Origin of the sequence: Thermomonospora catenispora (assembly GCF_006363815.1) — a bacterium.
In the GTDB taxonomy this organism is placed as follows: domain Bacteria; phylum Actinomycetota; class Actinomycetes; order Streptosporangiales; family Streptosporangiaceae; genus Thermomonospora; species Thermomonospora catenispora.
This window is the reverse complement of the sequence record NZ_RRYT01000004.1, coordinates 161,285-181,986: the sequence shown is the minus strand read 5'-3', so window position 1 is coordinate 181,986 and position 20,702 is coordinate 161,285. Positions and strand designations below refer to the sequence as shown.

At 72.1% G+C, this 20,702-nt stretch carries 20 protein-coding genes; 2 read left to right on the top strand and 18 right to left on the bottom strand.

Translation table 11 applies throughout. The annotated features are described in order from the left end of the window. Nucleotides 1–235: 235 nt before the first annotated feature. From EIO00_RS05390 to EIO00_RS05365, 6 genes are all read right to left on the bottom strand, one after another. Nucleotides 236–634, bottom strand: coding sequence for a phosphotransferase (locus EIO00_RS05390; RefSeq protein WP_140175802.1), 399 nt, complete (start codon nt 632–634; stop codon nt 236–238). Then, nucleotides 516–3,563 (bottom strand): tetratricopeptide repeat protein, encoded by a 3,048-nt coding sequence (locus EIO00_RS05385; protein WP_206664040.1) that lies wholly within the window; start codon nt 3,561–3,563, stop codon nt 516–518. Before EIO00_RS05385 ends, EIO00_RS05390 begins: the two co-directional genes overlap by 119 nt. Before the next feature lie 314 nt (nt 3,564–3,877). After that, nucleotides 3,878–5,590, bottom strand: a complete 1,713-nt coding sequence (locus EIO00_RS05380; RefSeq protein WP_140175801.1) for an ABC transporter ATP-binding protein — start codon at nt 5,588–5,590, stop codon at nt 3,878–3,880. Beyond that, nucleotides 5,587–7,419, bottom strand: a complete 1,833-nt coding sequence (locus tag EIO00_RS05375; RefSeq protein ID WP_140175800.1) for an ABC transporter ATP-binding protein — start codon at nt 7,417–7,419, stop codon at nt 5,587–5,589. Before EIO00_RS05375 ends, EIO00_RS05380 begins: the two co-directional genes overlap by 4 nt. Next, entirely contained in the window at nt 7,416–7,880 is a 465-nt protein-coding gene (locus EIO00_RS05370; protein ID WP_206664039.1) for a cupin, read from the bottom strand. Before EIO00_RS05370 ends, EIO00_RS05375 begins: the two co-directional genes overlap by 4 nt. 51 nt (nt 7,881–7,931) lie before the next feature. Further along, nucleotides 7,932–9,326 carry an MFS transporter gene (locus EIO00_RS05365; RefSeq protein WP_241661126.1) on the bottom strand — a complete coding sequence of 465 codons (1,395 nt, stop codon included), beginning with the start codon at nt 9,324–9,326 and terminating at the stop codon, nt 7,932–7,934. A gap of 321 nt (nt 9,327–9,647) precedes the next feature. On the opposite strand from EIO00_RS05365, the gene EIO00_RS05360 reads away from it, so the two are divergent. Beyond that, nucleotides 9,648–10,808, top strand: coding sequence for a sensor histidine kinase (locus EIO00_RS05360; protein WP_140175890.1), 1,161 nt, complete (start codon nt 9,648–9,650; stop codon nt 10,806–10,808). After that, nucleotides 10,805–11,464, top strand: a complete 660-nt coding sequence (locus EIO00_RS05355) for a response regulator (RefSeq protein WP_140175799.1) — start codon at nt 10,805–10,807, stop codon at nt 11,462–11,464. The genes EIO00_RS05360 and EIO00_RS05355 overlap by 4 nt, the downstream gene beginning before the upstream one ends. A gap of 31 nt (nt 11,465–11,495) precedes the next feature. Here EIO00_RS05355 and hypE read toward each other — a convergent pair whose 3' ends face one another. Genes hypE through EIO00_RS05300 form a run of 12 tightly spaced genes read right to left on the bottom strand, consistent with a single transcriptional unit; the run spans nt 11,496 to nt 20,689 of the window. Then, nucleotides 11,496–12,560: a hydrogenase expression/formation protein HypE gene (gene hypE, locus EIO00_RS05350; protein ID WP_140175798.1), complete on the bottom strand. Its 1,065-nt coding sequence runs from the start codon at nt 12,558–12,560 to the stop codon at nt 11,496–11,498. Continuing rightward, nucleotides 12,557–13,684, bottom strand: coding sequence for a hydrogenase formation protein HypD (hypD, locus tag EIO00_RS05345; RefSeq protein WP_140175797.1), 1,128 nt, complete (start codon nt 13,682–13,684; stop codon nt 12,557–12,559). Before hypD ends, hypE begins: the two co-directional genes overlap by 4 nt. 11 nt (nt 13,685–13,695) lie before the next feature. Next, complete coding sequence (gene hypC, locus EIO00_RS05340; RefSeq protein WP_140175796.1) at nt 13,696–13,974, bottom strand: HypC/HybG/HupF family hydrogenase formation chaperone; 279 nt, start codon at nt 13,972–13,974, stop codon at nt 13,696–13,698. Nucleotides 13,975–13,981: 7 nt separating this feature from the next. Continuing rightward, nucleotides 13,982–14,092 carry a DUF6893 family small protein gene (locus tag EIO00_RS25870; protein WP_422100026.1) on the bottom strand — a complete coding sequence of 37 codons (111 nt, stop codon included), beginning with the start codon at nt 14,090–14,092 and terminating at the stop codon, nt 13,982–13,984. Nucleotides 14,093–14,137: 45 nt separating this feature from the next. Continuing rightward, entirely contained in the window at nt 14,138–14,347 is a 210-nt protein-coding gene (locus EIO00_RS05335) for a hypothetical protein (protein WP_140175795.1), read from the bottom strand. A 31-nt stretch (nt 14,348–14,378) separates the two neighbouring features. Further along, nucleotides 14,379–15,041 carry a DUF5947 family protein gene (locus EIO00_RS05330; protein WP_241661125.1) on the bottom strand — a complete coding sequence of 221 codons (663 nt, stop codon included), beginning with the start codon at nt 15,039–15,041 and terminating at the stop codon, nt 14,379–14,381. After that, entirely contained in the window at nt 15,038–15,592 is a 555-nt protein-coding gene (locus EIO00_RS05325) for a NifU family protein (RefSeq protein ID WP_140175794.1), read from the bottom strand. Before EIO00_RS05325 ends, EIO00_RS05330 begins: the two co-directional genes overlap by 4 nt. Further along, the gene (locus EIO00_RS05320) at nt 15,585–17,378 is read right to left on the bottom strand and encodes a nickel-dependent hydrogenase large subunit (protein ID WP_140175793.1); all 1,794 of its coding nucleotides are present in this window, start codon (nt 17,376–17,378) and stop codon (nt 15,585–15,587) included. Before EIO00_RS05320 ends, EIO00_RS05325 begins: the two co-directional genes overlap by 8 nt. Nucleotides 17,379–17,411: 33 nt before the next feature. Next, nucleotides 17,412–18,473: an NADH-quinone oxidoreductase subunit B family protein gene (locus EIO00_RS05315; protein WP_140175792.1), complete on the bottom strand. Its 1,062-nt coding sequence runs from the start codon at nt 18,471–18,473 to the stop codon at nt 17,412–17,414. After that, the gene (locus EIO00_RS05310) at nt 18,470–18,844 is read right to left on the bottom strand and encodes a hydrogenase maturation nickel metallochaperone HypA (RefSeq protein WP_241661138.1); all 375 of its coding nucleotides are present in this window, start codon (nt 18,842–18,844) and stop codon (nt 18,470–18,472) included. Before EIO00_RS05310 ends, EIO00_RS05315 begins: the two co-directional genes overlap by 4 nt. Before the next feature lies 1 nt (nt 18,845). Then, nucleotides 18,846–19,343, bottom strand: coding sequence for a hydrogenase maturation protease (locus EIO00_RS05305; RefSeq protein WP_140175790.1), 498 nt, complete (start codon nt 19,341–19,343; stop codon nt 18,846–18,848). Next, complete coding sequence (locus tag EIO00_RS05300) at nt 19,340–20,689, bottom strand: hypothetical protein (RefSeq protein WP_140175789.1); 1,350 nt, start codon at nt 20,687–20,689, stop codon at nt 19,340–19,342. Before EIO00_RS05300 ends, EIO00_RS05305 begins: the two co-directional genes overlap by 4 nt. Nucleotides 20,690–20,702 lie beyond the last annotated feature (13 nt).

Here is a 20,702-nt window from a genome sequence, read left to right as displayed (position 1 = left end):
CCTCGGTGAGGAGGCTCAATACCGCGAACGATAGACGGCGTGTTCGTGCGTTCGCAGGAGGGCTCCAGGGCCGTACGACACGGGCATGAACGGCATGGTCCACGCCGCTGCCCGTCGTCGCGGCCCGGTTTTCCGCTCTCTCGCCACTGCACATCGAGGTCGTCATCGGCGTCCACGCCCTTCCGACCTCGTCTACGGCAGCCCATGCTCCGGAACGCCCGTGACCCGATGCCCGTCAGTGATCGGCGCGCACGACCCGTTCCACCCGGTCGCGGTCGATGGGACGGCTCCAACCCCAGTAGGCACCGGCGGCGTTGAGTTTTGCGGTGAGCTTGTCGAGCAGGTGGCGTTCCTGCTCCTGAGTCTGATCCCCCGAACGGACCAGCTGGGTGTATCGGACGGTGTCGACGACGGCGGACTTGACGCGCTCATGGGCCAGGTAGGTCTGCAGGTCTCTACGCCACCCCTGGGTCATGTCCAGCGGCATGGTGCGCTGCCAGCGGTCCAACAGCACGTCACGCTCGTCGTCGAAGTAGGTCATCTTGTGCAGGTGGACGGCCAGCTCGTACACCGGATCGCCCCACAGGGCCAGTTCCCAGTCCAAAAAGACAGTCCGCCCTTCGGTGATGATCATGTTCTTCCGGTGCACATCGGAGTGCAGCAGGCAGAACGGACGACGAGTCAGCGTGTCCCACCGCACCGGGGAGAGCCACGGGGATGCCCAATTCCCGGAACTCGATGGCGTAGTCGTGCCGGAACGTCTCGTACACCTGCCCGGTCACCGTTGACAGCCGCCGCGCGAACGCGACGGTGTCCCCGTCCTCAGGCCAGCCCTCCGGCAGTGCCGGCAGCTCCCGCAACGGCACCTCCGCCAAGAGGCGGAACAGCTCGGCCACATCTCCCAGGACATGCGCAGGCACCCGAACCCCGCGCGGGGCGGTCTGGTCCAGGACCTCGCCGACGACAAACTCATGGATCTGGTACATCGGGTTCGCCGAAGCGAACCTCAGCCGCGGAACACGCTCGCACGTCTCCTCGTTGAGGTGCGGTCCGATCGCCGCCAGCACCTCGTTCTCCGGCCAGATCTTCAGATCCATTCCGTCCGCCCCGGCGATGGGCACCCGGACGAGCAGGTCTCCGACCCGCACGTTCTGGTTGTAGAACCCGGCCGCGGCCTCCGGTGATCGCACCGCCGCCTCGTACAAAGCGGTCGGTTGCAGCCCGAGCAGCTGGTCGACCCGCTCGGCTGTGACGTTGTCGAACGCCTCGCCCAACACCGCACGTGCTTGTCCCGCGGCCCTCTCCACCTCGGGGTCGGGCAACCCCAGCTCCTCCAGCAGCCGTGCCGCGAGCAGGATCAAGGTGGGGTAGACCTCGACCGCCTGCAGCTCGGCCACCGCCTGCCGAGCCGAGTCCGCCGCCTTCAGCGGCAGTCCGCGTCGCGCCAGCAGAAACGCCCGCAACAGCTCCGCACGGGCCCGACCGGAGCGATAGCGCGCCCGTTCCAGCGCGTCGCACGCCTGCTCCAGCGACGTTGCCGCCTCCTGTAGCCGCCCCAGCAGAAGTTGGGCCTGGGCCAGCGCCGTGTACGCCTTCCCCAGCTCGTGCAGTGCCCCCAGTTCCCTGTGCACCTCGACGGCTTCGGCCGCGACGGGCACGGCCGCCCGAGGGTCCGTCCACGCGAGCAGTTCTGCTTCATTGGTCTTGACGGCGCTCTGCCCGAAAACCGATTGGGCCTCCACATACCACCGGGTCGCCTCATCCAGATGACGGCGTGCCCCGTCGAAGTCGTAACAGAACCGGTCGGCCAGGTGGAGCAACCGGGCCAGGTCCCCGCGCAGCTCGGCGTCTTGGTCGCCGCAATCGCTTTGGATCTCGGCGACGATCTGCCGGGCCTGGTCGAATCGGCCCTGCGCCATGTGCAGGTCCGCGGCCCACAGCCCCGCGTCGAGCCGGCACCCGCCGGATGCGTGCTGGAGAGTACGGGTGTAGATGTCCAATGCGGCCGCGGTGTCGCCGGCTATCCGCCGAGCGTGCCCTGCCGCCACGGCCAGCCGCTCGGCGGCTGGCGTCCCGAAGGAGAGGGGCACCCCCTCAGTGAGCGCTCCCGCCTGCTCGATGTTGCCGAGCAGGATCGCTTGCTCGGCCTTGAGGCAGCGGGCGGCGTTGGCCATGTCAGGCCGATCGCCCAGCTCGGCGAGCAGCCCCCCGATCCCTCGCGCGCCGCCCCTGGTCTTGATCTCGTCCGCGTACTCCAGCAGTTCGGCCTCAGTGAGATCACCGGAGGCCAGACCGTGATAAGCGGCCTCGTGCAGATTCCCGCGCTCGTCCCAGATCGTGCGCAGCACCCGGTGAACGTCTCGCTGTACTTCCGGTGACAGACGTTCCCGTAGCGCTCCGGCCATGAGCTGATGCAGCTGAAGGTGATCCGCCCCTGCCGAATAGACAAAGGAATAGGAGGTCAGCGACTCCCATGCCATTCGGTGACCGGGAAGGTCGAAAGCCGCCGCGAGCCTGCGGAAGACCTCGAAGTCGAACAGCCGCGCCACCGACAGCAGTTCCAGGAAACGGATCTCCGCGGGATCCACATGCTGGAGGAATCGCCGCAAGATCTCTGCTCCGGACACGACCCCTCCCACGCCCCGCGACCGGGTGTCCACTGCGAGATGCAGGTAGAACGGCACCCCTTCACTGGCGGTCGCGATCGCCCACCGTTCTTGCGGATCGTCGATCCCGCCGTCCGCCAGCAGTTCCAGTCGGGCTTCCAAGGGTAGGCCGTCGATCGGCTCCGTCCGTATGACCTGCTCCCATTCGCCGTCCCAGGGCACGGGTTCCCTGCTGGCGATCACGGTCAGTCCGCGGTCGAGTTGTGCCACCAGGTCCTGCAACCAGGCGTCGTCCTGGCCGCGCATCGCTTCGTAGGCATCGATGAAGATCGTGTACGGGCGTTCGGTGGAATCGTCGCGCAGGTCTTCCGCGAAGTAGTACGTCACGGCATCGACCAGCTCCGCGTTGGGCAGCTCGTCCAACTGCTTGAGCGTCGTGTCGATCTTCAGCGCCCGTCGTCGCCGCTGGCCCGAACGCGCCCGCTCGAGCAGGCGAACGAGCCCGATGGCGGTCCCGAAGACGGGAACGCCCGAGGCGGCGTCCAGCACGCTGGAGAGCACCTCACTGTCCTGGGCGAACGGCAGATCACGCTCATTGATCCGCAGGTGGGGATGGAGGCGTTGCCACAGAACCGCATAGGCGATGTCATAGCGGTCAAAACGGACACCCTGTTCGCCCAGCCGCACCCGAAGCACCGCCAGAGCATCCGCCTGTTGACGCAGTGCCGGTACCTGAAGGTCCAGCACAGCCGTGCGATACCCGCCCCGTTCGACGCGTTCCCGGATCTCTCGCAGCAGTCGAGACTTGCCGATCCCCCCGATTCCCGTCAGGTTGAGCACCCGAGGGCCGTCGCCGATCCGTGTCAGCTCCTCGGCCACCGCCGCCAATGGACCTTCACGATCGACGAACCGCCGCTCCAGCGCCGCGACTCGACGGAATCTGGGTTCAAACGCCATCGAAAACTCCTGTCGCGTGGGAGGGCATGCCGGTAAGAGACATACCAAACTCAGCCGTGCCCAGATGGGCCGCATCAGGCCACATACCGTGCTCGGGGCAGGCGGCATTGCGAGGCACAGGCCGTGCGAAGAGCGGAAGGGAGGAGGTTTCCGCACCCGCGTTCTCCCGCAGCAGCCGAATGTAGACGTGCTCGTGGACACGGCGCTGTGGCCTCGAGCGTCATTCGGCCCAATACGGCACAGGGGTCCGATGCGACACGGATGAGATTCACCAGGCCGCCGGCGGCAGATGTGACAGCCGGCGAACGGCCCGGTCATTCGCCCGCCGGGGTCATGGCGAGGTTCCAGAAGTCGGCGTAGCGGCCGCCTCGGCGCAGCAGTTCGTCGTGGTCGCCTTCTTCGACGATGCGACCGCCGTCGAGGAAGACGACGCGGTCGGCGCGTCGCGCGGTGCGCATCCGGTGCGTCACCATCACCACGGTCCGGCCCGCCATCAGGCGTTCGATGCCGTCGTGGACGGCGGCATCGTTGACCGGGTCGAGCGCGGAGGTCACCTCGTCCAACAGGACGATGGGGGCGTTCTTCAGCAGCGCCCGTGCGATCGAGACGCGCTGGCGTTCGCCGCCCGACAGCAGGGCTCCGCCCTCGCCGACGTCGGTCGCCCAGCCCTTGGGCAGCCGTTCGATCACCTCGTCCAGCCGGGCGGCGGCGGCCGCCGCCCGCACCTCGGACTCGTCGGCGTCGGGGCGGCCCAGCCGCACGTTCTCCTCGATCGTGCCCTCGAAGAGGTAGACGTCCTGGAAGACGATGGCGATCTGGGACATCAGCGTCTCGGTGTCGATGTCGCGCACGTCCACGCCGCCGATGCGCACCGCGCCCGCGTCCACGTCGTGGAACCGGGCGAGCAGCTGCAGCAGGGTGCTCTTGCCGGCGCCCGACGGCCCGACGACGGCGAGCCGCCGTCCCTGCGGCACCGACAGCGACACGCCGTCGATCACCGTGCGGTCGCCGTGCCGGAAGGTGACGGACTCCAGCTCCAGGTCGTGGCGGTGCGGCCGGATCGGCGCCGGGGGCTCCGGCAGCGGTTCGGTGTTCAGCAGCGTCTCGAGCCTGGCCAGTTCGGACCGGGCGATGCGGAGCTTGCCGCCGAGGTCGGACAGCGACAGCAGCGGGTCGGCGCAGCGGGCGGCCAGCACCAGGATCGCCAGGACCTCTGCCGCGCCGATCTCCCCGTCCAGGGCGAGGTGGGCGCCCAGGGCCAGCAGCACGGTGAATCCCGCCTGCACCGTGAGCGTCAGGCCCACGACGCCGGGCAGCGTCGACAGCACGGTGCGGCGGGAGGCGCGCCGGAGTTCGCGCAGCGAGTCGTCCAGCAGCCGGAAGCGTTCGCGGGTCCGGCCGCCGACGCGCAGCACCGGCTGGGCCTGCAGGTACTCGATGACACGCGCGGTGGCCTCGTGGTCGCGTGCGGCGCGCTCGGCGTCGGCGGCGGCCAGCAGGCGGCCCGTCCAGATCTGGATCGCCGCCACGGCGGGTGCGGCGGCCAGCGCGGCCAGCCCCATCCGCCAGTCGAAGGCGACCATCACCACGACGATCGTCAGGGGGGTCGCGCAGGCGGAGATGAACGGCGCCAGCAGATGCGCGATCACGCTCATCGCCTGCAGGACCCCGCGGCTCGCCAGCACCGACACCTCGCCGATGCGGCTCGGGCCGTACCAGCCGACGGGCAGGCGGGCCAGGTGGTCGCCGATGCGGTGGTACATGCCGTGCAGCAGCGTGGTCCCGACGCGGAACCCCGACAGGTCGCTGACGTAACGCAGCACCCCGTAGCCCGCGACCGCGGCCCCGAACGCGACCAGCCAGGGGCGGGCGTCCTCGGGGGCGTTCCCCAGCAGCGCCCGCAGCACGGGGACCAGCAGCGCGTAGGACAGTCCCTCGGCCACCGCGGTCATCGTCATCAGGGCCACGGTGCGGCGCACCGGCCGGGCGTGCTCGTTCCCGAGCACGCGCAGCAGCATGCGGATCATCGAAGTCCCTCCCCGTGCGGGCCGCGTCCTCCGGTCTCGTCGGCCGTCGCCGGCCGGTGGGAACGCCAGAACTCGGCGAATCTGCCGTTGCGCGCCAGCAGTTCGGTGAGCCCGCCGCGCTCGACGATCGTCCCGTTCTCCAGCATCACGACGGTGTCGGCGTCGGCGATCGTCTCCAGACGGTGGGCGATGACCAGGACCGTCCGGTCGCCCGTCGGCCTCGTGAGGGTCCGGCGCACCGCCTGTTCGGTCTGCGGGTCGGCGAAGGCGGTCGCCTCGTCCAGCACGAGAACGGGCGTGTCGGCCAGCAGCGCGCGGGCGAGCGCGATCCGCTGCGCCTCGCCGCCCGACAGTTCGGCCTCCTGGCCGATCACCGTGTCGTAGCCGCGCGGCAGTCGCAGGATCCGGTCGTGGATGTTCGCCCGCCGGGCGGCGCGGATCACCTCGTCGCGGTCGGCGTGCGGCACCGCCAGCGCGATGTTGTCGGCGACCGACGCGCGCAGCAGGCGGACGTCCTGGAAGACGAAGGAGACCCTCCGGTACAGCTCCCGGTCGTCGATCCGGCGCAGGTCGACACCGCCCAGGGTGATCGTGCCGTGAGCGGGGTCGAAGAACCGCGGCAGCAGTCGCACCAGCGTGGACTTCCCGCTTCCCGACGGCCCGACGATCGCGGTGACCGTTCCCGGCTCCAGCACCAGGTCGATCCCGCGCAGCACCTCGTGTTCGGCGTCGTAGCCGAACCGGACGCCGCGCAGCTCCACCCGATGGCCCCGGGGCGTGATCGGGTGCGCGGGCGCCGGCAGCGGCGGCACCGCGAGCACCTCCCGGATCCGGCCGACCGCGCGCCGGGCGGCCTGCATGTCGTCGAACCCGTGGCCGAGGGCCTCCACCGGGGCGGTCAGTCCCAGTCCCAGCAGCAGGAAGGGCAGCAGGTCGGCCGGGGGCAGGCCGCCGGAGGTGATCAGGACGGCGCCGCCGGTCAGCACGACCAGCAGCACGAACGGCGGCGACAGCACCACCTGCATCCCCGCGCCGATCCCGGCGAGGCCGCGCACCATCCGGGAGAAGGAGCCGACGAACTCGTCCACGGCCGCGTGGAACCTGCGGTGGGCGCGCTCGGAGCCGCCGAACGTCTTGACCACCGCGATGCCCTGGACGAACTCCACGACCGAGTTCGCGATCCGTTCCATGGCCGTGTCGAACTCCCGCTGTTCGCGCAGCCGGGCCGGGGTCATCATCAGGGGCACCAGCGTCAGGGCCAGCGCCACCGGGATCAGCGTGATCAGCGTGAGCCGCCAGTCGACGGTGCACAGGTAGATCAGCGACACCAGCGGCACCACGAACGCCGCGACCAGCTCGCCGGGCGTGTGCGCGATGAACGGGTGCACGGCGCCGACGTCCTCGCCCACGACCTTGACGAGCTCGCCCGTCCCACGGCGGGAGAGCCAGCCGAGGGGCACCCGCCCCAGCCGTGCGGCCAGTCGCCGGCGGAACGACAGCTGCACCCGGTCGTCGAGGAGGTGCCCGATGCCGGACGAGGCGGCCGTGAGCGCCAACCGGGCCAGCAGGCCGGCCGCGCCCACGATCACGATCAGCCGCACCCGGCCGTGATCGATCGGGCCGGGCGTCAGCAGGGTCCGTCCCAGCTCGACGACCGCCAGCAGCGGCACCAGGCCCGCGACGGCGCCGATGATCTGCAGGGTCACCACGGCGGTGAAGCTCCCGACATGGGGGCGCAGCAGTCCCGCCGGGCCCGGTTCCGCCGCGGAGCCGTCAGCCGGTGACGGGGCGGACCGCTCCTTCGTCCGGGTGAGGCCGGTGGTGCTCATCGCGCTCCCGCCTTCGGGGTCCTGGTCGTTTCCGGGCCGGCGGCGGGCGGGGACGGAGACCGCGGGCCTTCCCGGAGTCCGGTGCGTCTTTCCCGGCGGCCGCCCTGCGGCCAGGTCACGGTCAGGATGCTGCTGGGGGTGTCCAGTTCGATGCGGTGCCACCGGCCGCGCGGGACGACGACGGCGGTCCCGGCCGTCAGGCCGATCTCCTCCTCGGGCCGTCCCGGCCGCTCCGGGCGCAGGTAGAGGCGCATCTTCCCGATGAGGCAGGACACGACGGTCTCGGCCTCGGGATGGACCTCCCAGTGGTCGGCTCCGACGTCGGCGTCGGTCTTCGCGTGGAAGGCCGCCAGCCGCCAGCCGTCCCGGCCGGATCCGGCGGTCCTCCTCTCGACGTGCACCTCGCCGCCCCGGTGGAGGCGGAACGAGGACGTCTGGAGGTCGATCGGGCCGACGGGCATGGCGGGTCGTCCTTTCGGTGGTGTTTCTCGGGCCATGAGGGTCCTCGCCGGTCAGTCCCGGGCGGGGAGCCGATCGCGGTCGTCGGCTCGGGCGACCGGTGCCGGGCGCGTCCGGGGCAGGACGGTGAGGGCGATGAGGGCGGCGGCGGCCAGCAGCGCGGCGCCGAGGGTCAGGCCGAAGGCGTATCCGTCGGTGAGGCTCTCGGGCGTGACGGTCGGGCCGGTGCGGTCGTCGGCCGCGGTGCCGAGGGCGGCCAGTCCGAGGGCGGCGCCGATCTGGCGTGCGCTGTTGAGCAGTCCGGAGGCGGTGCCGGTCTCCTGGTCCGCGACGCCGATGGTGGCGGCGGAGGCGACCGGCCCGAGGCAGAGCCCGAAGCCGGTGCCGGCGATGATCGAGGGCCCCAGGACGTCGGTGGTGAAGGCGCCGTCGGGGCTGATCAGCCCGAACCAGGCGAACCCGCCCGCGGTCAGCAGACCGCCGATGACCAGGAGCGTCCGGGGAGCGAGGCGGTGTCCGAGCTTGACGGCGAGCACGGAGCCGGCGACCACGGCGAGGGCGAACGGCACGAACATGAGCCCGGTCAGCGCCGCCCCGTTCCCGAGGACCCGTTGCAGGTAGAGGGACATGAAGTAGAAGGCCGAGGCCATGGCGGCGCCGACCAGGAGGTTGTAGGCGTTGGCGCCGGCGACGGAGCGGTTGGCGAACAGGCCGAGCCGGACCAGCGGTTCGCGCGCGGTGGTCCGTTCGACCTGGACGAAGGCGGCCAGCAGTGCGGCGGCGACCGCCAGGGTCGTCAGGGTGACCGCCGAACCCCACGGATACCGGTCGGTGCGGACGATGCCGAACACCAGCAGGGTCATGCCCGCCGTGGCCAGCACGGCGCCGAGCACGTCCGGGCGGCCGGTGCGGGCCGGAGGCGGGTCGGCGGCGACGCCTCGCCGGGCCAGGGCCAGCGCACAGGCGGCCATCGGCACGTTCACCCACATCACCCAGCGCCAGCCGGCGTACTCGGTGAGCAGGCCGCCGATCAGGACGCCGAGGGCGCCCCCGGCGGCGTTCGTCGCGCTCCAGACGCCGAAGGCCCGGATCCGGGCCCGGCCCGCGGGGAACGTCGCGGTCAGCAGCGCCAGTGCGGCGGGGGCCAGCGCGGCGGCCCCGACGCCCTGCGCGGCCCGGGCGGCGACCAGGTGTCCGGGTTCCCGGGCGAATCCCCCGGCCAGGGACGCCAGGCCGAACAGCCCGAGCCCCAGCAGCAGGACCCGCCTGCGGCCGTACCGGTCGGCGGCCTTGCCGCCCAGGAGCAGCAGCCCGCCGAAGGTGAGGGCGTAGGCGTGGATCACCCAGGTCAGCCCCACCGCGCCGAAGCCGAGACCGGTGGCGATCTGCGGCAGCCCCACGTTCACCACCGACAGGTCCAGCGACACCATGAACTGGACGACGGCCACCGCGGCGAGGGTGAGGCCCGGCCGGACGGCGGCCGGGTCGGCGGCCGACGTCTCTCCGCTCGTCGCGGGCCCGTGTGCGGCGGGCGACGGGCGGCGGCTTCCCGGGCCCGTGCGGCGGGGCCCGTTTCCGATTCGCATCGTGCGCATGCCGGACATCGTGGGGTCCTCTCCGGCCTGCGGTCGTCGTGCAGGGGAAGACACCTTCGCCCGGCACCCGCGGAGTAGGAACGGTCCGGCTACTACGCGGGGAGTAGTGCGCTTCTCCGCCTCGGTGCCGAGGATCCCGCCGGAAAAGCCGCTTAACCTACGCGGGTGAGGTCAATGCTCCGGGAACGGCCGCTCGTCCAGGACGGCCTGCTCGCCGTGACGATGGCCCTCGGGCTGTCGGTCGTCGTGGCCGTCGTCCCGCATGCGGGCGCGGTGGATCTCGCGGCCGCCCTCGCCGGCTCGCTCGCGCTCGTCGCCTGGCGGCGGGCGCCCCTGGTGTCGCTGGTGGTCGGCACGGCCTGCATGCTCGTCGTCGCGGTGCGCGTCCAGCCGGGCCCGCCGGCGTCCTTTCCCGTGCTGGTGTCGGTGTTCGCCGCGGTCAGGGCCGGTCACCGGGCGGCCGCGGCGCTGGCGGGCGCGGTCTACCTGGGGGTCGAGCTGGCGGTGAGCCCGCCCGGCGACGGCGTCCCGCAGGATCTGGAGGATCTCCAGTACGCCTCGCTGCTGCTCGGCTGGTTCGTGGCGGCCGGGGTGGCGGCGACGGTGTCCCGGCACCGGCAGGCGTACCTGGAGGAGGCCGAGCGGCGGGCCGCCGAGGCCGAGCGCACCCGCGAGGAGGCGGCCCTGCGCCGCGCGGGCGAGGAGCGGCTGCGCATCGCCAGGGAGCTGCACGACTCGCTCACCCACAGCATCTCGGTCATCAAGGTCCAGGCCGGGGTGGCCGTCCATCTGGCGCGCAGCCGCGGCGAGGAGGTGCCTCCCGCGCTGCTGGCCATCCAGGAGGCCAGCGGCGACGCCATGCGCGAACTGCGCGCCACCCTGGAGGTGCTGCGCGCCCCCGACGGCTCCGACGACGATCCCGACGGCTCCGGCGGCGAGGCCCGGGCCAGCGGGCTCGACCGGCTCGACGATCTGGTGCGGAGGGCGCGCTCGGCCGGGCTGCCGGCGACGGTGACGATCTCCGGCGCGCGGCGGAGGCTGCCCGCCGAGGTGGACCGGGCCGCGTACCGGATCGTCCAGGAGGCGCTCACCAACGTCTCCAGGCACGCCGGCGGGGCGGCCGCGACGGTGCGCATCGACTACACCGACGAGGAGCTCATCGTGCAGGTCGACGACGACGGCACGGCCCGCCCCGACGCCCCGCCCGTGCCCGGCACGGGTCTGCTCGGCATGCGCGAGCGCGTCGCGGCGCTGGGCGGCCGGCTGCGGGCCGCGCCCCGCCCCGAGGGCGGCTTCACCGTGCGCGCCGAGCTTCCGCTGGGCGGGACGTCATGATCCGGGTGCTGCTGGTGGACGACCAGGCGCTCATCCGCGGCGGCTTCCGGGCGCTGCTGGAGAACGAGGACGACATCGAGGTGGTGGCCGAGGCCGCCGACGGCGAGCAGGGCGTCGCGCTCGCCCGCGAGCACCGGCCCGACGTCGTCCTGCTCGACATTCAGATGCCGGTGCTGGACGGCATCGAGGCGACCCGGCTGATCGCCGCCGACGAGCGGCTGAGCGGCGTCCACGTCGTGATCCTCACCAACTACGGCCTGGACGAGTACGTCTTCCATGCGCTGCGCGCCGGCGCCTGCGGTTTCCTGGTCAAGGACACCGAGCCCGCCGATCTGGTGCAGGGGGTCCGGGTCGCCGCCCGCGGCGACGCGCTGCTGTCCCCCGCCATCACCCGCCGGCTGATCGGCGAGTACGTGGCCCGCCGTCCCGAGACCGCGCCTCCGGCGCTGGAGGTGCTGACCGACCGCGAGCGCGAGGTCACCGCGCTGGTGGCCCGCGGCCTGTCCAACGACGAGATCGCCGCCCACCTGGTGATCAGCCCGACCACCGCCAAGACGCATGTCAGCAGGGCGATGACCAAGCTGGGCGCGCGGGACCGCGCCCAGCTCGTGGTGCTGGCCTACGAGTCCGGCCTGGTCACCCCGCGCCGCCGATGACCGTGCTTCCGGCGGGTGCGGCCTCCCCGACTCAGCAGATCCTGGGCAGCGGGTCGCCCACCAGGGTGTCGATGACCCGGGTGCCGCCGAAGGCGGTGCGGCCCAGGACCAGGCCCGGGGGGTCGTCCTGGACGGTGGCGATCCGGGCGGCGCCGGCGCCCAGGGGGTGGGAGCGCAGAACGTCCAGGGCCGCCTCGGCGCATTCGGCGGGGACCACGGCCAGGAAGCGGCCTTCGCAGGCCACATAGAGCGGGTCGATGCCGAGGAGTTCGCAGGCTCCGCCCACCTGGGGGCGGACGGGGACGGCGGACTCGTCCACGACGACGGCGGTGCCGGAGGCCTTGGCGATCTCGTTGAGGACGGTGGCCACGCCGCCTCGGGTGGCGTCGCGGAGCATGCGGGTCTGCGGGACGGCCTCCAGCAGGGCGGCGACGATGTCGTGCAGCGGGGCGGTGTCGGAGGTGAGGTCGGCCTCGATGTCGAGTTCGCCGCGGGCGAGCATGACGGTGACGCCGTGTTCGGCGATGGGGCCGGAGACGAGGACGGCGTCGCCGGGCTCGACGCGGTCGACCGACAGGGCGTGCCGCACGACGCCCACGCCGGTGGTGGTGATGTAGCAGCCGTCGGCCTTCCCCCGCCCGACGACCTTGGTGTCGCCGGTGACGATGTCGACTCCGGCGGCCGCGGCGGCCTCGGCCATGGAGGTCACGATGCGGCGCAGGTCGTCGGTGGGGAAGCCTTCTTCGAGGATGAAGGCGGCCGACAGGTACAGCGGGCGGGCCCCCATGACGGCCAGGTCGTTGACGGTGCCGTTCACGGCCAGGTCGCCGATGTCCCCGCCGGGGAAGAACAGGGGCGAGACCACATAGCCGTCGGTGGTCAGCACCAGGCGCGCCTCGTCCGCCTCCAGCACGGCCCCGTCCGCCAGCCGCTCCAGGGCGGGGTTGCGGAAGGCCTCCAGGAACGTGGACTCGATGAGGGACTGGGTGGCCTTGCCGCCGGCGCCGTGGGCGAGGGTGATGCGTTCGTCGCGGAGCCTGGGTCGGCGTTCGCGGGCGCGGCGGATGCGTTCGAGGACCTGCTCCTCGGTGATCATGCGCGGGTGACCTCCTCGGTGCGCCGCCGGGTGAAGCGGCCGAAGTTGTAGTACGCGGCACAGGCGCCCTCGGACGAGACCATGCAGGTGCCGATCGGGGTCTCGGGGGTGCAGGCGGTGCCGAAGACCTTGCACTCCCAGGGTTTGAGCACGCCTTTGAGCACCTCGCCGCACTGGCAGGCCTTGGGGTCGGCCACTCGCACGCCGGGGATCTGGAAGATGCGTTCGGCGTCGAAGGCGGCGTACTCCTCGCGCAGCCGCAACGCCGAGTGGGAGATGAAGCCCAGGCCCCGCCATTCGAAGTAGGGGCGCAGCTCCATCGTCCGGTTGATCGCCTCCAGGGCGCGGGGGTTGCCGTTCCACGGCACGACGCGGGTGTACTGGTTCTCCACCTCGCAGCGGCCCTGGGCGAGCTGGGTGAGCAGCATGTGCACCGACTGGAGGACGTCCAGCGGTTCGAAGCCCGACACCACCACCGGCCTGTGGTAGTCGCGGGCGATGAAGCCGTAGGGGCGGCAGCCGATCACCGTGGAGACGTGGCCGGGGCCGAGGAAGCCGTCCAGCCGCAGGTCGGGCGAGTCCAGGATGGCCTTGATCGCCGGGAGGATCGTGACGTGGTTGCAGAACACCGAGAAGTTGCGCACCCCTTCGGCGGCGGCGCGCAGCACCGTCATCGCGGTGGAGGGGGCGGTGGTCTCGAAACCGATGCCCATGAAGACCACCCGGCGGTCGGGGTTCTGCCGGGCGATCTTGAGGGCGTCCAGCGGCGAGTACACCATCCGGATGTCGGCGCCGGCGGCCTTGGCGTCCAGGAACGATCCGCTCCCGCCGGGCACCCGCATCATGTCGCCGAACGAGGTCATGATCACGTCCGGCTGCCGGGCGATGGCGATCGCGTCGTCCACCCGGCCCATCGGGATCACGCACACCGGGCAGCCGGGCCCGTGCACTAAGGTCACCGATTCGGGCAGGTGGTCGAGCAGTCCGTGTTTGTAAATGGTGTGCGTGTGGCCGCCGCACACCTCCATGAACTTGTACTGGCGACCGGGCTCGCACAGGGCGGCGATCTGTTCCGCCAGTGCGCGAGCCCGGTTCGCGTCGCGGTATTCCTCGACGAACCGCATTCGGGTCCTCTCTAGGTGATGTCCGAGCCCGCCAGCGCGTTCAGCTCGTCGGTGTAGGCCTCGCCCAGTCCCCGCAGCAGCGCCAGCGTCGCCGCCGCCTCCGCCTCGTCGATCTTGGACATGGCGAAGCCGACGTGGACCAGCACCCAGTCGCCGACCCCGACGCCGCCGGCGGGGCCGCCCAGCAGGCCGATGTTGACGGCCCGCCGGACGCCCGCGATCTCCACCATGGCCAGGTCGGCGCGGTCCGGGACCAGCGCCACGATCTCCCCGGGAATGCCCAGGCACATCAGGCGCTCACATCCTCGAGATCTTGATGTACCGCTTCATCGCCGGCAGCTCCCGCCAGAACACCACGGCGAGTCCGGCGAGGAGCGTCAGCGTCAGCGTCTTCTTCGTCAGGCGCATCCGTGCGCCTCCTTCCTCAAGGTTTCTCGTGCGTCGGGTCATCGGTCATCCCGGCGGCAGGTTGGGCATCGAGGGCAGGATCGGGTTGCGGTCCTTGGGCCGGATGCCGGTCGACTTGCGGGCGTCCACGGTGTCGTCCTTGCGGTGTCCCGCCTGGTGGCGGTAGGCGCCCTTGGCGTTGCCCTCCCGCACGCCCGGCGTGTGCGCGGGCGCGTCGGGGGCGGTGTCCGGCCTGCCCACTCGGATCTGCGCCATGATCTGCTCCTTCACATGCGTCGGTCGGCCGTCACTCGGCCAGTCGGGCGAAGAACTCGGCGACCTCCTTCCACACCCGGGTCCCTCCCGACAGCCCCTGCCAGTGGTCGCGGACCAGCGCCACCAGCCGGTAGCAGTCGTCGATGGGGACCAGCCATCGCTCGTCGGCCCCCCGGGCCGTGTTGACCAGCAGCGCCTCGACCGAGGGCCGCATCGTCTGCAACACGTCGCATTCCGCGATCACGCGCTCCCACACCCGGGGGTCCACGGCGAACCGGGTCGCCCCCAGCGGGCTGGGGCAGTGCGCCGTCACCGTGCCGTCCGGCCGGGGCACGAAGAACGCCAGCCCCACCGGGACGCCCAGTTCCGCCGACGACACCCCGGTCAGCCGCACCCGCCGCCGGGGCACCGGCCGGTAGGCCCCCTGCACCGCCGCGTCCCGCTCAAACAGCAGCGCGCACGCCCGGCATGCGCACAGCAGCTCCTGACGCTCCTCGTCCAGCAGGTGCGCGTGCCGGTCCCCGATGCCCAGCCCGCACAGGTCGCACCGCTCCCCTTCCTCCCGCGACCGCGCCCGGGCGATCGCCCGTCCCAACGCCGTCGACCCGGCGGCCGGCCCGGCGGCCCCCTCCCGCGGCGGCGCGTCCGCCCGGGCGGGCGGGGCGCCGGGAGCGCGGTGGCGGGCCGCGGTCATGCCGGGCCTTCCGCGGCGCTCGCGGCGGGGCGGCGGAGCAGGGAGTCGGCCGGGACGAACGCGGCCGGGGCGGCCGGCCGGACCGGTTCGACCCCCCTCAGCTCGGGCGCGGCGGCGGTCAGCGCGGCCTCCACGGCCTCCCGGGCGGGGCCGAGGGCCGAGCCGCAGCCGCGGACGCTCAGGCGGACGCGGGCCACGCCGTCCTCGATGCCGATCAGTTCGGCGTCGGCGCCGTGTTCCCGCAGGGCCGGGCGCAGGCGCTCCAGGGCGCGGGCGGCGCGTTCTTCCGCAGGCAGCGGGTGCAGGCCGTGCAGCACCAGCAGATGGCCCACCAGCTCGTCCTCCATCAGCGGCCGGGCCGTCTCCTGCGGCAGGCGGTCCAGGACGCGGGCCAGGGCCTCGCCGTACAGCTCGGTCATCAGGGCGACGGCGTCCAGGGCCTTCTCGGCGGTCGCGCCGGGGACCCGCTCCAGGTAAGCGAGCAGGTCCTCCAGCGCGGTCAGGCGTTCGGCGACCGCCGCGGCGTCCAGGCGCGGCGGCCCCTCAGCCATGGTCGGCGCCGAACATCGGGGAGTGGATCCTGCGCAGCTCCCGGCCCTTGCCGAGGTACATGTGGACGCCGCAGGGCAGGCAGGGGTCGAAGCTGCGGACCGCCCGCATGATGTCCACGCCGCGGAAGTCCTCCGGCCCGTTCTCCTCGAAGATCGGCATGTCCTGCACGGCGTCCTCGTACGGGCCGGGGGTGCCGAAGTGGTCGCGCGGGCTGGCGTTCCACGGGGTCGGCGGGTACGGGTGATAGTTGGCGATCTTGCCGTCGCGGATCACCAGGTGGTGCGAGAGCACTCCGCGGACCGCCTCGTGGAAGCCCACCCCGATGGCCTCGTCGGGGACGTCGAAGTCCTGGAAGACCTTCTGGTCGCCGGCCCGCACCCGCTCCAGGGCCTGCTCGATGAAGTGGAACGCCATCGCGGCGGCGTAGGCGACGAAGTACACCCGCGCCCGGTTGCGCTCGATGGCGTTGGACCACTTGGGGATCCGCCACTCCAGCGTGGTCTCCGGCAGCGACTCCCCCTTGGGCAGGTGGATCTGCACGCCGGAGCCGGTGGCGCGCACGTACGGGGTGTCCACCAGGTTCGACAGCGCGGTCACGTACAGGCGGGCGAACGCGCCGCCGCCGGTGTCCAGCGCCAGGTGCTCCCCGGTGCGCCGGTCGTACCAGCGGGGGCTCATCACCCAGCTGTACTTGTCGTTGAAGTCGCGCTTCTGCGGCGCCGGCAGGGTGGTCTGGTTCCACGGGTGCCGGATGTCGACCGGGTTGCCGAGCGGGTCGTGGGTGACGAACGGCTCCTCGTTCACCCAGTCCTCGTAGTAGGAGGAGCCGAGCAGGATGCGGATGCCGAGGTTGATGTCGACCAGGTCGTTGGTGACCAGTTCGCCGTCGACCACGATGCCGGGGGTGACGTACATCGCCTTGCCCCACTCGTTCATGGTCTCGTAGCGGTAGTCGACGACGTCGGGGTTCTGGAACGCCCCCCAGCAGCCCAGCAGGATCCGTCGCCGTCCGACCTCCTCATAGCCCGGCAGCGCCTCGTAGAAGAAGTCGAACACGTCGTCGTTCATCGCGACGGCCTTCTTCACGAAGTCGACCACCTGCATCAGCCGGGTCAGGTAGTCGGTGAACAGCGTCGGGGTCGGCTGGGTGCCCACTCCGCCCGGGTACACCGTGGACGGGTGCACGTGCCGGCCCTCCATCAGGCAGAACATCTCCCGGGTGAGCCGGCTCATCCGCAGCGCCGCCTTGTAGACCTCGCCTTCGAAGGGGTTGTAGCCCCGCATGATGTCGGCGATGGTGCGGTAGCCGTGGATGTGGCCCCGCGGGGCCTCGGTGGACTCGGCCCGGCGCAGCACGCTCGGGTTGGTGTCCTTGACCATGGCCTCGCAGAAGTCCACGAAGACCAGGTTGTCCTGGAAGATCGTGTGGTCGAACATGTACTCGGCGGCCTCGCCGAGGTTGAGGATCAGCTCGCCCAGCACCGGCGTCTTGATCCCGTAGGCCATGTTCTGCGCGTACACCGAGCAGGTGGTGTGGTTGTCGCCGCAGATCCCGCAGATCCGGCTGGTGATGAACCCGGCGTCGCGCGGGTCCTTGCCCTTCATGAACACCGAGTAGCCGCGGAACAGCGACGAGGTGCTGTGGCACTCGACGACCCTGCGGTTGGCAAAGTCGATCTTGGTGTAGATGCCCAGGTTGCCGATGATCCTGGTGATCGGGTCCCAGGACATCTCCACCAGCTGCTCGGGCCGCGCCGCGGCGGACTGCTGTTCGGTGATCGCCATCTGAGTTCGCCTTTCCGGGTGCTTGTCCGGGTGCTATGGGCGGTACCGCGGGTCGAAGCCGGTGGTGAGTTCCTCGCGGTTGTGGTGCCAGCGTGGTTCCTTGTTGACCGTCCGGTTGGTGATGCCGCGCATCCGCCGGATGAACGCCCCGTACGGCTTGATCATCAGGCTCGACAGGCTGGCGCCCGGCGGCTGGTCCATGAACGGCATGAACTTGTCCGGGAAGCCCGGCATGGTGCAGGCGATGCAGATGCCGCCGACGTTCGGGCAGCCGCCCAGGCCGCCCATCCAGCCGCGCTTGGGCACGTTGCAGTTGACCACCGGGCCCCAGCAGCCGATCTTCACCTGGCACTTGGGCGAGTTGTAGTCCTTGGCGAAGTCGCCCTGCTCGTAGTACGAGCCGCGGTCGCAGCCCTCGTGCACGGTCTTGCCGAACAGCCAGGTGGGGCGGAGCTTGTCGTCCAGCGGCGGCGGGGGCGCGGCCCCGGCGGCGTGGTACAGCAGCCAGGTCAGCGTCTCCATGAAGTTCTCCGGCTGCACCGGGCAGCCGGGGACGTTCACGATCGGCAGCCGCCCCGCCGAGCGGAAGTCCCAGCCCAGGTAGTCGGCCAGTCCCATGCAGCCGGTCGGGTTCCCGGCCATGGCGTGGATGCCGCCGTAGGTGGCGCAGGTGCCGATCGCCACGACCGCCCAGGCGCCGGGGGCGAGCGCGTCGATCCACCAGTTCAAGGTGACCGGCTCGCCGGTGTCGGGGTCGTTGCCGAAGGAGGTCCAGTACCCGTCCCCGTTGACCTTCTCGTTGGGGATCGAGCCCTCCACCACCAGGATGTAGGGGCTGAGGTCGCCGCGGACGGCGGCGCGGAAGGGGGCTAAGAACTCCTCCCCGCCCAGCGTCGGCGACAGCACCTTGTTGTAGAGGTTGACCTTGGGCAGGCCCGGGATCACCCCGTTCACCACGTCCTCGATGGCCGGCTGCCCGGAGGCGGTCACCGACACGGTGTCCCCGTCGCAGCTCATGCCCTCGGAGATCCACAGGATGCTGATCTCGTCGAATCCGGCCCGGCGTTCGGCGGTTCCCGCCGTCTGCGTGGTCATCGGCGTCCTCCGGCGGTCTCGGCAGCGGGTTGTGCGGCGGTCTCGGCGGAGAAGGCGATCTCCTCCACGACCAGCCGTTCGTCTTCGGCGGAGGCCACATCGAGGCTCCCGCAGCGCGGGCAGGCCACCAGCGCCCGCGCGGAGGTCACCGGGGACCACTCGGCGCAGGCCCGGCACACCACCCCGGGCGGCTCCACCACCAGCTCCAGCTCGGCCCCTTCGGCGACGGTCCCGGCCGCCGCCATCGCGAAGCCCTGGTCCACCACTTCCCGGACGACCGGGTGACCGGCGACCCGGACCCGGACCGAGCGCACCCGGCGGCCCTCCGCCCGCTGCAGCACGGCGTCGACGATGGCCTCGCACAGCCCCATCTCATGCACTGGCGTACTCCGCTCCTCGATCTGACAGGACCTGGTGAACGAGTTCGGTGACCAGGCCGACGGCCTCGTCCACGGCGGCGGCGACCGGCTCCGACAGCCCCATCCGCTCGGTGACGTCGGCGGGCCTGCACCCGACGATCAGCACCCGGTCCACGGCGCCGCCGAGCGTGCGCAGCAGGTGCAGCACGGCCTGGGGGTGCATGCCGTGGCCGTCGAGGGAGGGCGGCCCGGTCTCGCCCGACGGGTCGGCCTCCAGCACGGCGAGGGTGCCCGGCGGCCCGTCCAGCGGCATCGCGTCGACCAGGATCAGCGTCTCGTGCCGGCGGTCCAGCAGCTCATAGGCCAGGTGGACGCCGCGGATGCCGTAGTCGGCGACCTCGGCCCCGGGCGGCAGGGTCGCCGGGTCGATCCGCCGGACGACCTCGACGCCGAACGCGTCGTCCCCGAGGAAGACGTTGCCGATCCCCGCGACCAGGACCCGGTCCGTCATGACGGGTCCTCCAGCGGCTCGACCTCGCCGGGGGCGAAGTAGCGGAACCGGCCGTGCCACTGGTGGAGGTCGGCGGCCGGGTCGTCCTCCACCGTCACGGCCAGGTGCACCGCGCCCTCCACGTCGCGGAGCACCGCCTCCACCAGCGCGGTCCGGCCGTCCAGGAAGCGGTCCTGGGGGTCGGTGCCGCGGGTCCGGGGGCGCAGGCGCACCCGGCTGCCCTTGGCGACGGGGACGCCCCGCACGGTGACGGCGTCGGTCTCGGGCGAGACGCCGGGGTCGCCGGCCGGGTTCCAGGTCCGCTCGCGGATGGTGCCGTGCAGGCGGGCCATGACCTCCGGCGGCATCGTCTCGACCCGGTCGAGGATCTCGGCGGCCCGCGGGTCGGTGGCGCGCGCCTCGCGTTTCTCCGCGTCGGTCAGGGTGCGGGTGCGCAGCGCCAGCAGTTCGTCGATCTCGGTGGCGTCGTGCAGGTCGCCGGGGCTCTCCGGGGCGATCTTCGGGTGGTCCTGCAGCAGGATCGGCGAGGAGAGCACCGCCTCGCCCGCCAGTACCGGGAAGGTGTGCACGTTGACGCACTCGCGGGCCGCCTCCTCGGCCCAGGCCGGCGGGTCCAGCAGCGACAGGAACGTCCCCGGCTCGACCGTCAGCAGGGTGTGCGTCGCGATCAGCGCGCTGCGCAGCGCCTCGTCCCGGGGCGCGTCGGCCGGGGTGGCCTCCCCGGCGTTCTCCACCCGGATCCGTAACCGGTGCAGCGGGTGCGCGGCGGGCAGGGCGTGCATCGACATGGTCACCGCGGCCTCCACCGGCCGGCGGCGGCGCACCACGCGGCCCAGCGGGCGGCCCTCCTCGTCGGTGATCGGCTCGGCGAACTCCCCGCCGGGCGCGAGCAGCCGCCGGCGGTGCTCGCCCGCCAGCAGGTCGGCGACGCGCGCCCGGACCTCGAACTCCTGCGGGACGGCCTCGTCGAACTCCAGCTCCAGCCGCCCGCCGGCGTCGAGCCGGTCGACCGGCCGGTGCGAGCCGTCCGGTCGCAGCCGTTCCGGCGAGCGCCACTGCACCTGCAGGAACCGCACCCGGGCCTCGATCACGGCGTCCGGCGGCGCCTGCACCAGGCATTCGGTCCGCTGCCACCAGGACTCCGCGGCCCCGGCGACGCCCTCGTCGGTCAGCCCGTGCGCCCGCGCCCACGCCGGCGGCAGCAGCACCCCGAACTGCCAGCGGACCTTGTTCTTGCCGGACGACCGCCGGTACGGGTACAGCAGGTACCCCTCGTACAGGATGGCGTCCGCCACCGCCCGCACGGCGTCGAGCCCTTCGGCGGCGACCGGCGTCTGCGTCTCCATGGACGGACCTTCC

What these genes read in the sequence shown, in the direction of transcription:
- EIO00_RS05310 (WP_241661138.1), bottom strand. Translation starts at nt 18,844, where the DNA reads ATGGGGCTGTGCGAGGCCATCGTCGACGCCGTGCTGCAGCGGGCGGAG.
- EIO00_RS05375 (WP_140175800.1), bottom strand. Translation starts at nt 7,419, where the DNA reads ATGAGCACCACCGGCCTCACCCGGACGAAGGAGCGGTCCGCCCCGTCA.
- EIO00_RS05360 (WP_140175890.1), top strand. Translation starts at nt 9,648, where the DNA reads ATGCTCCGGGAACGGCCGCTCGTCCAGGACGGCCTGCTCGCCGTGACG.
- EIO00_RS05335 (WP_140175795.1), bottom strand. Translation starts at nt 14,347, where the DNA reads ATGGCGCAGATCCGAGTGGGCAGGCCGGACACCGCCCCCGACGCGCCC.
- EIO00_RS05320 (WP_140175793.1), bottom strand. Translation starts at nt 17,378, where the DNA reads ATGGCGATCACCGAACAGCAGTCCGCCGCGGCGCGGCCCGAGCAGCTG.
- hypD (WP_140175797.1), bottom strand. Translation starts at nt 13,684, where the DNA reads ATGCGGTTCGTCGAGGAATACCGCGACGCGAACCGGGCTCGCGCACTG.
- EIO00_RS05390 (WP_140175802.1), bottom strand. Translation starts at nt 634, where the DNA reads ATGATCATCACCGAAGGGCGGACTGTCTTTTTGGACTGGGAACTGGCC.
- EIO00_RS05330 (WP_241661125.1), bottom strand. Translation starts at nt 15,041, where the DNA reads ATGACCGCGGCCCGCCACCGCGCTCCCGGCGCCCCGCCCGCCCGGGCG.
- EIO00_RS05305 (WP_140175790.1), bottom strand. Translation starts at nt 19,343, where the DNA reads ATGACGGACCGGGTCCTGGTCGCGGGGATCGGCAACGTCTTCCTCGGG.
- EIO00_RS05380 (WP_140175801.1), bottom strand. Translation starts at nt 5,590, where the DNA reads ATGATCCGCATGCTGCTGCGCGTGCTCGGGAACGAGCACGCCCGGCCG.
- EIO00_RS05300 (WP_140175789.1), bottom strand. Translation starts at nt 20,689, where the DNA reads ATGGAGACGCAGACGCCGGTCGCCGCCGAAGGGCTCGACGCCGTGCGG.
- EIO00_RS05325 (WP_140175794.1), bottom strand. Translation starts at nt 15,592, where the DNA reads ATGGCTGAGGGGCCGCCGCGCCTGGACGCCGCGGCGGTCGCCGAACGC.
- EIO00_RS25870 (WP_422100026.1), bottom strand. Translation starts at nt 14,092, where the DNA reads ATGCGCCTGACGAAGAAGACGCTGACGCTGACGCTCCTCGCCGGACTC.
- EIO00_RS05315 (WP_140175792.1), bottom strand. Translation starts at nt 18,473, where the DNA reads ATGACCACGCAGACGGCGGGAACCGCCGAACGCCGGGCCGGATTCGAC.
- EIO00_RS05385 (WP_206664040.1), bottom strand. Translation starts at nt 3,563, where the DNA reads ATGGCGTTTGAACCCAGATTCCGTCGAGTCGCGGCGCTGGAGCGGCGG.
- EIO00_RS05355 (WP_140175799.1), top strand. Translation starts at nt 10,805, where the DNA reads ATGATCCGGGTGCTGCTGGTGGACGACCAGGCGCTCATCCGCGGCGGC.
- hypE (WP_140175798.1), bottom strand. Translation starts at nt 12,560, where the DNA reads ATGATCACCGAGGAGCAGGTCCTCGAACGCATCCGCCGCGCCCGCGAA.
- EIO00_RS05370 (WP_206664039.1), bottom strand. Translation starts at nt 7,880, where the DNA reads ATGCCCGTCGGCCCGATCGACCTCCAGACGTCCTCGTTCCGCCTCCAC.
- hypC (WP_140175796.1), bottom strand. Translation starts at nt 13,974, where the DNA reads ATGTGCCTGGGCATTCCCGGGGAGATCGTGGCGCTGGTCCCGGACCGC.